9 protein-coding genes and 1 rRNA gene are annotated in these 12,661 nt (G+C 33.6%); 7 read left to right on the top strand and 3 right to left on the bottom strand.

The window, feature by feature from the left end; all coding sequences use genetic code 11:
• Positions 1-79 precede the first annotated feature (79 nt).
• The 6 genes from rrf (at position 80) to dxs (ending at position 5,159) form a co-directional block, all read left to right on the top strand.
• Positions 80-195: ribosomal RNA gene (rrf, locus tag CKF54_RS04585) — 5S ribosomal RNA — on the top strand.
• A 78-nt stretch (positions 196-273) separates the two neighbouring features.
• Positions 274-1,200 (top strand): lysine exporter LysO family protein, encoded by a 927-nt coding sequence (locus tag CKF54_RS04590; RefSeq protein ID WP_119525195.1) that lies wholly within the window; start codon positions 274-276, stop codon positions 1,198-1,200.
• Between the two features lie 174 nt (positions 1,201-1,374).
• The gene (locus tag CKF54_RS04595) at positions 1,375-1,872 is read left to right on the top strand and encodes a YajQ family cyclic di-GMP-binding protein (RefSeq protein WP_119525196.1); all 498 of its coding nucleotides are present in this window, start codon (positions 1,375-1,377) and stop codon (positions 1,870-1,872) included.
• 11 nt (positions 1,873-1,883) lie between these two features.
• Entirely contained in the window at positions 1,884-2,102 is a 219-nt protein-coding gene (gene xseB, locus CKF54_RS04600) for an exodeoxyribonuclease VII small subunit (RefSeq protein WP_119525197.1), read from the top strand.
• Between the two features lie 14 nt (positions 2,103-2,116).
• Positions 2,117-3,241: a polyprenyl synthetase family protein gene (locus CKF54_RS04605; RefSeq protein WP_119525198.1), complete on the top strand. Its 1,125-nt coding sequence runs from the start codon at positions 2,117-2,119 to the stop codon at positions 3,239-3,241.
• Position 3,242: 1 nt separating this feature from the next.
• Positions 3,243-5,159: a 1-deoxy-D-xylulose-5-phosphate synthase gene (gene dxs, locus CKF54_RS04610; RefSeq protein ID WP_119525199.1), complete on the top strand. Its 1,917-nt coding sequence runs from the start codon at positions 3,243-3,245 to the stop codon at positions 5,157-5,159.
• A gap of 47 nt (positions 5,160-5,206) precedes the next feature.
• Here the strand turns inward: dxs and CKF54_RS04615 are convergent, their stop codons facing one another.
• The 3 genes from CKF54_RS04615 to CKF54_RS04625 form a co-directional block, all read right to left on the bottom strand.
• Positions 5,207-6,475 carry an aromatic amino acid transaminase gene (locus CKF54_RS04615; protein WP_119525200.1) on the bottom strand — a complete coding sequence of 423 codons (1,269 nt, stop codon included), beginning with the start codon at positions 6,473-6,475 and terminating at the stop codon, positions 5,207-5,209.
• A gap of 5 nt (positions 6,476-6,480) precedes the next feature.
• Positions 6,481-7,674 (bottom strand): aromatic amino acid transaminase, encoded by a 1,194-nt coding sequence (locus tag CKF54_RS04620; protein ID WP_119525201.1) that lies wholly within the window; start codon positions 7,672-7,674, stop codon positions 6,481-6,483.
• A 108-nt stretch (positions 7,675-7,782) separates the two neighbouring features.
• Positions 7,783-9,450 (bottom strand): L-lactate permease, encoded by a 1,668-nt coding sequence (locus CKF54_RS04625; RefSeq protein ID WP_119525202.1) that lies wholly within the window; start codon positions 9,448-9,450, stop codon positions 7,783-7,785.
• A gap of 531 nt (positions 9,451-9,981) precedes the next feature.
• Between CKF54_RS04625 and pepN the strand changes: the two genes are divergently transcribed.
• Positions 9,982-12,642 (top strand): aminopeptidase N, encoded by a 2,661-nt coding sequence (gene pepN, locus CKF54_RS04630; protein WP_119525203.1) that lies wholly within the window; start codon positions 9,982-9,984, stop codon positions 12,640-12,642.
• Positions 12,643-12,661: the final 19 nt, after the last annotated feature.

Raw genomic sequence — 12,661 nt, forward strand, 5'->3', positions numbered from 1 at the left:
TAAGTAGTTGTAAAGAAAACACAAAGCAAAATAACTCAAGAATATATTCAAATAAAAGTTTGTTATTAAATTAGCCGATTTTGGCGACATTAGCACGATGGTACCACCTGATCCCATGCCGAACTCAGAAGTGAAACGTCGTAGCGCCGATGGTAGTGTGGGGTCTCCCCATGTGAGAGTAGGTCATCGCCAAATTAATTTTTTTCTATAACCTTTTAGATTAGTTTCTAAAAGGTTTTTTTTGTGCATTTTTTAATGATATAATTGTTTATCATGGATATTTTATTAGGTTTAAGTATTGTATTAGCTCCGATATTTATAGGTTACTACCTTGGAACTATTTTTACCCAAATAGGTAAATATTTAGGTAAATTACTAACGATAGTTTTATGTATTCTCCTATTTATAATGGGCTTTAAATTAGCATTAATTGATGATTTGCTAGTTAAGTTACCTAAGGTTGCATTCGATTTAACTGTAATTGTTGTAATTTTATCACTGTGTAATATCTTACTGCTTATTCCATATGATAAATTAAAAAATAAATCTGCACATTTCCACCAAATCAAAGTAAATTATTTACATTTGTTTTTTGACATTAGTAAATTAATCTTATCGGTTATTGCTGGTGTGGTGGTTGGTGCCATTTATGTATACTTTGATTACAGTATTGATCACCATCTTTTAGGTATCTATTCTAACATAGCTTTACTATTGTTAATTTTTATTGTAGGTTTAGAATTAGGTGGAGCAAAATATCGCTTACGAGATGTATTTTTAAACAAAGAAGCAATTATAATTTCTTTACTTTTTACTTTTAGCTGTTTAGTAGCTGGAGTAATAGTAAGCTTTGTTTTAAATATGAATGTATGGCGTAGTTTAGCTTATACTTCTGGTATGGGCTGGTATAGCCTTTCAAGTGTTATTGTGACTAATGCATATAGCCCTCTTGAAGGTTCACTAATGTTCTTTATCGATATAGCTCGTGAAATTTTAGCACTATTCTTAGTGCCAATTTTAATGAAGAACTATCGTTGTACAGCAGTAACTTTCCCAGGTGCTACTTCATTAGACAGTTCTTTACCTATTATTCAGAAATCAGGTGGTAATGGAGTTGTAGGTTTAGCAATAAGCTTTGGCTTCTTAGCTAACTTATATGTTCCAGTGCTCATGGTTCTGTTTACAAACCTTTCTAAATAAATTTAGACAAATATTTTCAGAGTAATAAAATCCCTCACGTCATAAAACGTGAGGGATTTTTACATGGAAGTAAGATAATATCGGGATTGTTTTATCTTTATTTTTTTACCATTTAAGTTTTGGTTTGTTATAATATTATCGAGAAAATTTATAAGTTTTTAACGAGGTTTTTATATGCCATCATTTGACATTGTATCGGAAATTGACAAATTTGAAATTAAAAATACAGTAGAAAACGCACAGCGTGTTTTATCAGGTCGTTTTGATTTTAAAGGTACAAGTGCGTCAATTGAATTAAATGAAAAGGATAGTAAAGTTAAACTAGTAGCGGAATCTGATTTCCAGCTTCAACAACTAGTTGATATTTTAGTAAACGCGGCAATTAAGCGTAATATTGAGTACTATTCTTTACAAATCCCTGAAGAGCACGAACATAGTGGTAAACACTTTATTAAAGAAGTTACTTTTAAAAGTGGAATTGACCAAGATACTGCTAAAAAAATGGTAAAAATTGTTAAAGAAGCTAAATTAAAAGTAACTACACAAATTCAAGGTGAGAAATTACGTGTGCAAGGTAAAAGTCGTGATGAATTACAAGCGACAATTGCTTTAATGCGTGAGAGTCAAGCTGAATTAAATTTAGCATTACAGTTTGAGAATTTCAGAGACTAAGGAGTATACCTATGTCTGAACAAAAAGAAAAGTTTTCTTTTGAACAAAATCTAGAAAAGCTTAATGAGCTTCTAAAAAAAATGGAAGAAGGAGCTCTTCCGCTAGATGAGTTAACAAAAAGTTATGTAGATGCTTTAGGTTTACTAGATGCTCTACGTGAACAACTTGATGAGTCAAAAGCGCAAATTCAAATAGTGCAACAAAAACGTGGCTATGGGCAAGCTAATTAAGCTAGGAATTAATTATGAATAAGCATGTTTCTACTAGCTTAAACCAACTAGCTGATTCTATTGTTACCAAATACAACTTAGAGGCTGAATTAAGTAAGCCTCTTTGCCTAGATAAATTCTTAACTCTTGTAAGTACTTCTTTAAGAGAGTTTATGGAGTTAGTTTTAGGGCAAGGATCTGATCCAAACAAGCAGTTATTTTTTCAAGACGAACAAATTCTAGCATTATTACCTGAAGTTGATACCTATAAAGCTGACTTTGATCGTTTACGAGAAGCAATGTTTTACAGCTTGCACAGTGATGGAAAAATGTTACGTCCTGCTTTAGTGTTTATTGGTGGTATCCTAACTAAAGCTAAGGCTAGTGATCTATTAATTGCAGCCATGGCAGTTGAATGTGTTCACACTTATAGTCTCATCCATGATGATTTGCCAGCTATGGATAATGATGATTATCGTCGTGGTAAATTAACCAACCATAAGGTATTTGGTGAGGATATGGCTATACTTGCTGGTGATGCTTTACAGACTCTAGCTTTTAGTTTACTAAGTAGTAATACAAAGCAAGCGGCGCAAAATGCTTTAGCTCAAGTACAAGTACTTGCGTACGGAGCTGGACATTATGGTATGTGTCTAGGTCAAGCTTTAGATATTCTTGGTGATGATATTACGATTAAAGACTTAGAACAGTTAGGAGTATCGAATGAACAAGCTGCAGAGCGCTTAATGCAGATACACTATCGTAAAACTGCGTTTTTAATTCGTAGTAGTATCCTTTTAGGAGTCTATGCTTCAGAGATTGGTTTGAAGACCAAGGAGCTGGCTGATTTACTAGCCTACTGGGCTTATAGTCTTGGATTGACTTTCCAGATTAAAGACGATCTTCTAGATATTTTAGGAAATCAAGAAGAAACTGGTAAACCAGTTGGTTCTGATGTTGCTAATCATAAATTAACTTTTGTTAGTTTGTTTAGCTTAGATAAAGCACAAGTTAAGTTGGAAGAAAACTTTAATAAAACTATTTCTTACATTAGAGAAATAGAAAGTTTTATAGCTAATAAGAATGAGCAAGTATTTTCAACTCATGCTCTAGAGTGGTTAAAAGAAATAACCACCTATGTAGTAAACCGTAAGAAATAATATGAGAATAAATTACCCTTTGCTCGATAAAATAAATAATCTTGATGATTTAAAAGCTTTAGAGATTAAACAGTTACCTCAATTATGTGATGAACTAAGAGATTTTCTTATTTATAGCATTAGTAACAGCTCAGGGCATTTTTCATCAAACTTAGGTACTGTAGAGCTTACAGTAGCCTTACATTATGTGTATGATAGTCCAAATGACAAAATTATTTGGGATGTTGGGCATCAAGCTTATGCGCATAAGGTTTTAACAGGAAGAAAAGATCAAATTGGTACTATTCGTCAGTTTAATGGTATTCATCCTTTTCCATTTCGTAGCGAATCAGAACATGATATTCTCACAGTAGGTCACTCTTCGACTTCTTTGAGTGTGGCGACCGGTATAAGTATTGCTAATAAACAGCGTGGAGTTAAAGCTGATGTAATACCTGTAATTGGTGATGGTGCCTTAACTGCAGGTATGGCATTTGAAGCTTTAAATCACTTAGGTGATATTAAAGTACCTATGACTATTATTTTAAATGACAATAATATGTCTATAAGCCCAAACCGTGGGGCATTAAATCGTCATAGTGAAAAGATTTTTAATTCTTCTTTTTACCAATCTTTAAGAGAGAAATCTAAAGATATTCTTCCGGACATTGCACCATTAAAAAACTTATTAAAATCTACTGAAAGTGCAGTTAAAAACCTATTTCAACCAGAGATAGCAAACCTATACCGCACTATGGGGATAGATTATATTGGTCCAGTAGATGGTCATGATGTAATTGAACTAGTGAATTTATTTAATAAACTAAAATCTAATGGTAAATTGCAATTAGTTCATGTATTAACAACTAAAGGTAAAGGTTATTTACCTGCAGAGCAAGAGCCAACTAAATACCATGGTGTTGGTAAGTTCACCCCAAATGCCTCTGAACAAAAACAAATAAGTAAAAATTTAACTTACTCTCAAGTTTTTGGTAATTGGTTAATTAAGCATGTCCAAGATCCGCAATTAATATCAATAACTCCTGCGATGATTGAAGGCTCTGGTATGCAAGAGTTTTATAAACTCGCTCCTGAAAAAGTGCTAGATGTAGCCATTGCTGAGCAACACGCAGTATCTTTAGCTACAGGCTTAGCGATTGGTGGCTATAAGCCAGTAGTAGCTATTTACTCTACCTTTTTACAAAGAGCATATGACCAAGTAATCCATGATGTTGCAATTGACAACCATCCGGTATTATTTGCAATAGATCGTGCAGGGATAGTTGGTGAGGATGGACAAACTCACCAAGGAGCATTTGATATCTCTTATTTAAGATGTATTCCTAACCTAGTAGTTACTACCCCAAGTAGTGCCCAAGAGTTAGAAGCTTTACTTGAGTTTGGATACACTTATAATGGACCTTTTGCTGTACGTTATCCTCGTGGAAAAGCTATTAGTTTAGATTTACCTCCTGTAGCAGTAGAGTTAGGGAAGGCGGTAAAAGTTAGAGATAGAGATTTAAGTAAAACGGTTTCATTTTGCCAAAGTAAAAGTCTATCGAGCTCATTAGTTCAGAGCAAAGGTATTGTCTTTTTAAACTTTGGTAATATGCTAGCTAAATCTTTAGAATTAGCTGATTCTATGGGAGCTTGCGTATATGATATGCGTTTTGTTAAGCCATTAGATCTTTCAGTAATTAAATCATTAACTGAATATGGTTTAGTGGTAACCTTTGAAGAGAATGCGCAAAAAGGTGGAGCAGCAAGTGCTGTATTTGAAGAAATGTTAGCGCTTAATATATTTGTTCCAACTCTTTCTATTGGTATCGAAGATAAATTTATTCAACCAATAGATACACATTTAATTGAAGAGAAAATGGGATGGGATAAGAACTCTTTAGAAGAGAAGATTATCAATAAAATCTCAACTCTTGCTTAAACTAAGTTTGTAAAAATATAGGGTAGTCATTTGACTACCCTATATTTTTATCTGTTATTTAAAATAGCAGCAAATGAGTCAGCAACATACTCAAGATTATTGTCATTTAGACCAACTATATTAATACGACCATTGCTTACCATATAAATTGCATACTTTTCTTTTAACTCTTTACACTCTTCTGGAGTAAAGCCTGTATAAGAGAACATACCTTTTTGTTTAGTAACAAAGTCAAAGTCATGACCACGTGCTTTTAAAGCTTGAGCTAATTTTTCACGTAATGACTTGATACGAGCTCTAACAGCCGTTAAATCATTTTCCCATTGTGCTTTTAGTTCTTGGTTATTTAGAACTGTAGAAGCAACAAATGCACCGTTAGTACCTGGAGAAACGTAGAAGTTATTAGCGTAGAACTGTAAGTTAGATACAGCTAGTAAAGCTTGTTCTTTATTTGGTGCAATAACATGCACAGCACCAATACGATCTCCGTATAAACCTAGGTTTTTAGAACAAGAAGAAACTACCAGAGCGCAATCAAAGATTTTTGTCGCAAGACGTACACTATAAGCATCTTCGTCTAAACCGTCACCAAAACCTTGATAAGCAAAATCAAAAACAGGTAAAGCACCTTTTTCTTTAATTTTGTTAAGTACTAATTCCCATTCTTGTTGACTAAAATCGTAACCAGTTGGGTTATGACAAGCTGCTTGTAATAACACAGCATCTTTAGCTGTTAATTTGTCAAAATCAGCTAGTGTTGCTTCTAGATCTAAAGATCTGCTTGCCTGATTATAATAAGAATAGGTATCTGTAGTTAAACCAGATTTTTCAAAAATAGCAAAGTGGTTGCTCCAAGTAGGATTAGAGATATAGATTTTATCAATACCTAATTGGTTTTTTAAGAAATCACCTACAAGACGTAAACCACCAGAGCCTGCTACTGATTCAATTGTTTGAATACGTTCAGCTTGGCGTGCTTCTAAATTAGCTGGGAAAACTAAATCTCTAATAGCTAAGTTGAATTTTTGGTAGCCTGTAGCAGGTAAGTATGATTCTGATACGTCCTTAGCAACTAATGATGCTAGTTCTGTATTAACTGCGCTTAATTTAGCTTCTGTAGGTAAGCTATATAAATACTGGGCAACAGCCTTTTGTGCAACTTTTACAGAATTAAAGTTTTCTGTTTTTCCTTGTTGGTTATAGTAGATACCAACACTTAAATCTACTTTGTTAGCACGTTCATCTTGATGATATTGTTGTACTAAAGCTAAAATAGGATCATCTGCTGCCAGAGTTAAATTTGAGAAAAAATCCATGAATACTATCCTTTAATTACTGCTGCAATTGCATTAGTTACATAATCAATATTATTTTGATTTAAGCCAGCAAAGTTAATACGACCTGTTTCAAGAGTATAAATTCCGTATTCTTTTCTCAATGCTAAAATCTGCTCAGAAGTTAATTTTAAGTAAGAGAAGAAACCATATTGTTCTTCAATATAAGAGAAGTCTATACCAAGATCTTTTAATTTAGCTACAAAAGTCTTACGTAAGTTTTGTAAACGTGTACGGTAAGCGTCTAACTCTCTTCTCCAAGTTTGAGTAATCTCTGGTACAGTTAGAATTGTTTTTACTAATTTTGCACCATTTGAGATAGGAGTAGAGTAGCTACTACGAATGATTAATTTTAGATTTGAGGTAACAACTTTAGCTTGTTCTGCGTCTTTACATTTAATATTTACGTTACCAATACGTTCACCGTAGATACTAAAGGTTTTTGAACTTGAGAAGATGTGAACAAATTGATCTAAGTGTTTAGCAGCTAAACGTACTGCAAGAGCATCTTCTTCAATGCCTTTACCATAACCTAAGTAAGCTTGGTCTAGTACCAGAATGGCATTTTTAGCTTTAATAACAGCAAAAACTTTAACCCATTCTTCTTCAGTTAAATCAGCACCTGTAGGGTTGTGACATACTGGGTGCATTAACACTACATCTCTTTCTTCAAGTTTATTTTCTAAATCATTTAAAAGAGCGTTAAAGTCATAAGACATTAACTCTTGATTGTAGTAAGCATACTCACCAACTTGGTAACCAGCAGCTTCAAAGATATCGCGGTGGTTAGACCAAGTAGGATCAGAAACAAAACAACGTTTTGAGCCTGCTAATTCTTTTAAGGCATCAGCTGTAACTCTTAAGCCACCAGTAGCTGCAAGAGTTTGAGTTGAAGCTAATTGGTCAAGCACTGGGTTATCTTTGCCATAAACTAACTCGTTAATTGCACGTAGGTATTCTTTATCACCATCAATAGGTAAATAGTTTTTTGGTGCATTTTCTTCAGCAATAACCAGAGCAGCTTGACGAGCTGCTTCCATAAGGTCAATACGACCTTCTTCATCAAAATATAATCCTATAGAAAGATTAACTTTATTAGGATTAGTGTTTGCGAGGTAATCCTGATATAACCCTATAATAGGGTCAATAGGTTTAGATTGTAAGTTTGAAAAAATAGACATAAGTAAAGCAACTAATTATAAAAAATAAAATATATATTTGATTTTAACACAAAGAAATACTTTATTAAAAGAAAAGCTCTTGAAATAATTCAAGAGCTTTTAAAATAATTAGATAACTGTTGTCCAAGTTAATACATAAGCTTGAAGAACTGTTAAGATACAGATAAATACGGCAAAGATTACAGCATGTTTTAATACATAAGCTAATAATTCACCTTCACGACCTGAAGCACCAGCTGCCGCACAACCGATAGCAATTGATTGTGGAGAAATTACTTTACCAGTAATAGCACCTAATGTATTAGAAGCAGCTAATAAATCTGGGTTTACGTGGATTAACTGTGCAGTTGTAACTTGTACTTTAGCGAATAAAGTATTAGAGTTAACTACAGAACCAGTTAAGAATACCCCTAACATACCTAATAATGGAGCTAATACAGGGAATACAACTCCAGTTTCAGATAATAGAATAGCAATAGCGCCAGTTTGACCAGAGTAGTCAGCTACTTTAGCAAATGCTAATACGAAACAGATAGTTAAGATAGGGAATAATAATTGTTTAACTGTTGCACCTAATACTGATAGGATTGTGCCAAATTTAACACGGAATGCTAATACAGTATAAAGAGCAGAGAAGAATAAAGCAGTACCAACTGAAGTTAATACGTCAAATCTCCAAATTGCATTTTCAGGAGCTTGGTTAGCTACAGCAAGATGAGCACCTTTCATAATTTCTTGGTGTAATGCAGGCATTTCGAATGATGTAGTTAAGAAGCTTAATGCAGATTTAACGCTTGGTAAAGTCCAAACTAAAGCTAAGATTGTAATAACGATGAATGGAGACCATGCAAATACAGTTTCTGCAACTGTAAATGTTTTAACTTCACTATCATTTTTCGCAACTTCAACTTTACCTTCAACATAACCTTCAGCTGTTAATTTACGGCTAGGTTTCCAAATACGAGAGTAAACAATGATCGCGATCATACCCGCAACACCAATGATTACGTCAGATAATTCGTGACCAACAAAGTTGTACACGATGTAACATGTTACTGAAGATACGATAGCTACAACTAAAATCATTGGTAAAGTATCTTTAATACCACGGAAACCGTCAACCATTGCAACTAACCAGAATGGTAGGATGAAGATAACGATAGCTAATTGACGAGAAATTAATGCAGAAAGAACTGAAGCATCAATACCTGTAACTTGTGAAGCTACTGTAACAGGGATACCAATAGCACCAGTAGGAGCTGAAGCCATGTTAGCAACAAGACATAAAGCTGCAGCTAGGATTGGGTTTTTAAAACCACAACCAATTAATAAAGCTGCACCGATCGCGATTGGAATACCGAAACCAGCAACACCTTCTAAGAATGCACCAAATGCTAAAGCAATTAGTAATACTTGTACACGTTGGTCATCAGAAATACCAGAGATAAAAGAACGGATTACTTCGAATTTACCTGAACGTACACAGATATTGTAAATGAAGATAGCCCAGATTACGATCCAAGCAATTGGCCATAAACCGCTTAAAATACCTAAAAGAGTTGCTGAAGCTGTCGCTTGAACAGGCATACCGTATAGGGCAGTAGCGATTACAGCTGCAATAATTAGAGTACAAAGAGCTGCAATATGCCCTTTTAATTTAAGTACAGTTAAGGCTAATAAGAAAAATACAATTGGAATTAACGCAACAAGAGCTGTTAGAATTTCAGATCCACCGATCGCAGCATAATCTTGCGTCCAAATATTAGATTGATCCACTTTTGTACCTCATCATAGGATTATAAAAACCTGCATATTATAACCCTTTTACTAACTTAATTCATTTTAATTGGCATTATAAATAAGTGTTTAAACTAGCCTTTAAAGAGCTTTTTGAATTTTAACTCTAATTAAAGATAAAATTATCCATAATAAAATTATGGAATTGTCTTTCAATCTTAAAACTGGCTTTCCATTTATGTAGGGAGTTTTGTCGCAAGCAAACAGCAGATAATAGTCCAATTTTTAGGATAAAATCGAAGGTAGAGTAAATTATTAGAGAGGCTTACCATAGATTAAATATAGGCTTTTAGTTGCTAAGAAAAAATAATATTTAATCTTAGGTTTTGGGTATTGATAGATCAAATTAATAGATAAAATATAAAAGCTAAAAAGAGCAATTCTTGACTAAAATAATAAGTTAATATATCTACTTGCATTAAATACCTATAAATGCTAATCTAGTTATGGCTGAAAAACTTTTTATATATTTGAAAAAGAAAATAATTTTTAATAAATTAAGGTAGCAAGATGGAAAAGGAAAATAAACCACTACTGCGATCAGATTATCGACCATTAGATTTTAAAATTTTAACTACTGAGTTAGATTTTAACTTTGATGAAAACTTAGCGAACCCATTTACAGTAACTTCAAAATTACATTTTCAACGTTTGACCTCAGGTGTAACTAGTTTTACTTTAGATGGACAAGATCTTGAGTTATTGAGCTTAAAGGTAAATGGTACAGACTGGCAAGATTACCAGCTTGAAGATTTACCAGGTGAGGGAAAATTTCAGAATCTAACCATTGATATTAGTAAGTTAGATAACCAAGATGATTTTGTAGTTGAAATTGTGAATACTTTAGAAGTAGCAAATAATAAGTTACTTTCTGGGATTTATAAAGCAGGAGAGCATATTTGCTCGCAGTGTGAATCTAAAGGATTTAGATTAATTACATTCTATTTTGATCGTCCAGATAATTTATCTGTGTTTACGGTTAAAATTACTGCTGATAAAACTAAGTACCCATACTTATTATCAAATGGTAATTTTGTTGAAGGTTCCGAACTAGATAATGGTAAACATTTTGCAGTATGGCATGATCCTTTTCCAAAACCGTCATACCTTTTTGCTTTAGTAGCAGGGGAATTTGATGTTTTAGAAGATCACTTTATAACCAAATCAGGTCGTAAAGTTGATCTAAAAATCTTTGCTGAAGTTGGACGTGGTGAGCAATTACATTTTGCTATGAGCTCACTAAAACGTTCGATGAAATGGGACGAAGATCGTTTTGGCTTAGAGTATGACTTAGATTTATTTATGATTGTTGCTGTTAGCTTCTTTAATATGGGAGCTATGGAAAATAAAGGTCTAAATATTTTTAATGAATCAGCTCTCATTGGTAGCAAAGACACAGCTACGGATGCTCGCTTAAAACGAATTGATAAAGTAGTTGCACATGAATACTTCCATAACTGGACAGGTGACCGTGTGACTTGTAGAGATTGGTTCCAGTTAACTTTAAAAGAAGGTTTAACAGTTTTCCGTGACCAAGAGTTTACTTCAGATACTTTTGATCGTACTTTAGAGAGAATTGAAAGTGTTGAGATAATGCAAAACTATCAATTTGATGAAGATAGTGGTCCAACTTCTCACCCAATTCGTCCAGAGAAAGTTTTAAGTCAAGATAACTTTTATACAGTTACGGTTTATGACAAAGGCTCTGAAGTTATCCGTATGATCCATACTTTAATAGGTGAAGAGAATTTCCAAAAAGGAATGAAACTTTACTTTGAACGTCATGATGGACAAGCGGTTACATGTGATGACTTTGTTGCTGCTATGGCTGATGCTTCTGGTTACAATCTAGACAAATTCAAACTATGGTATAGTCAGTCTGGTACGCCAAACTTAAAAGTAGAGCAACAGTTTGAAGCAGAGCGTGGAGTTCTTACTTTAACCTTTACTCAGGTTAATAACCCAACCAATGATCAGAAAGAAAAGCAACCATTAGTATTACCACTAAGAACTTTATTCTTAGATCAAGAGGGTTCACCTGTAGTTAACTTAAAAACTACTTCAGGCGAGAAAGTTGAAGAGTTAATTGTATTAGAGAGTGACAAGCTTGTATTAGAAGTTGTAACAGCTAAACCTTTAGTTGTAGTAACAAACTTAGACTTCTCTGCCCCAATTAAAGTTGAGCAAGATAGATCTTTTGCAGAACTAGCTTTAGTAGCAAGTAAAGCGCCAAATGAGTACGCTCGTTATCAAGCGGTACAAGATTTAAACTACCAAGTTTACTTAAAAACTCTAGCTGACGCTTCATTTGTTGAAAGTCAAGAGTTCGCTTTATTCTTAGATGTATATAAAGATTTATTAGATCAGGCTGTGGTTAATCCTGCAGTTTATGCAATCTTATTACGCTTTACTTCTCCAGCTAATGTTGCAGCGAGATTTAAAGCAGACTTAGATCCTCTTGCAGTGTTAGAGGTATATAAAACTGTATCTCAAGCTTTAGCTAAAGCCCACGGTGATAGAGCTCTTGCATTATTCAAACAGTTACCAGAAGTTGGTGCTTATGAGTTTAATGTAACACAAGCAGGTCTAAGAGATTTAAAAGCAGTGCTTTTAACTTTAGCAACTAAAGAAGGGCAGCATAAAGATTTAGTTGCAAGTTTATATGAAAAAGCAGATAATTTTACAGATCGCATTAATGCTTTAAGGATAAATCTTGCAAATAATTTAGGTTTAGACTCTTTAGAGCAAGACTTCTTCAAACGTTACGCAGATGAAGTTTTAGTTCTTGATGCTTACCAAAGTGTACGCGCTACTTTTGCAAATTCTTTAGCTGAAGTAAAAGAGTTAACGAAATTACATTCTTATGATGCGCAAAACCCGAATCGTGTACGTGCAATTATGACTCCATTTGCAATGCACAACTTTGCAGTAATGTACAACAAAGATGCTTCTGGTATTAAGTATGTAGTTGAAGAAGTATTAAGAACTGATAAGTTTAATCCACAGTTATCTTCTAACTTAGTTAACTTACTCCTTAAATTCTTTAAGTTAACTGCAGAGTATAGAAATTTAATCTTAAATGAGTTAAGTTTCTTACAAAGTCAAACTTTATCAAATAATGTTAAAGAGAAAGTTGATTCAGCTTTAGAAATGGCAAAGAAATTAGCTTAATAATAAAATTTAGCCTCTA

The organism is Psittacicella hinzii, assembly GCF_003585885.1.
In the GTDB taxonomy this organism is placed as follows: domain Bacteria; phylum Pseudomonadota; class Gammaproteobacteria; order Enterobacterales; family Psittacicellaceae; genus Psittacicella.

Bases quoted from the DNA above. Each gene is read 5' to 3' on its own strand.
- pepN (WP_119525203.1), top strand. From the start codon at position 9,982: ATGGAAAAGGAAAATAAACCACTACTGCGATCAGATTATCGACCATTA.
- CKF54_RS04615 (WP_119525200.1), bottom strand. From the start codon at position 6,475: ATGGATTTTTTCTCAAATTTAACTCTGGCAGCAGATGATCCTATTTTA.
- xseB (WP_119525197.1), top strand. From the start codon at position 1,884: ATGTCTGAACAAAAAGAAAAGTTTTCTTTTGAACAAAATCTAGAAAAG.
- dxs (WP_119525199.1), top strand. From the start codon at position 3,243: ATGAGAATAAATTACCCTTTGCTCGATAAAATAAATAATCTTGATGAT.
- CKF54_RS04590 (WP_119525195.1), top strand. From the start codon at position 274: ATGGATATTTTATTAGGTTTAAGTATTGTATTAGCTCCGATATTTATA.
- CKF54_RS04620 (WP_119525201.1), bottom strand. From the start codon at position 7,674: ATGTCTATTTTTTCAAACTTACAATCTAAACCTATTGACCCTATTATA.
- CKF54_RS04595 (WP_119525196.1), top strand. From the start codon at position 1,375: ATGCCATCATTTGACATTGTATCGGAAATTGACAAATTTGAAATTAAA.
- CKF54_RS04605 (WP_119525198.1), top strand. From the start codon at position 2,117: ATGAATAAGCATGTTTCTACTAGCTTAAACCAACTAGCTGATTCTATT.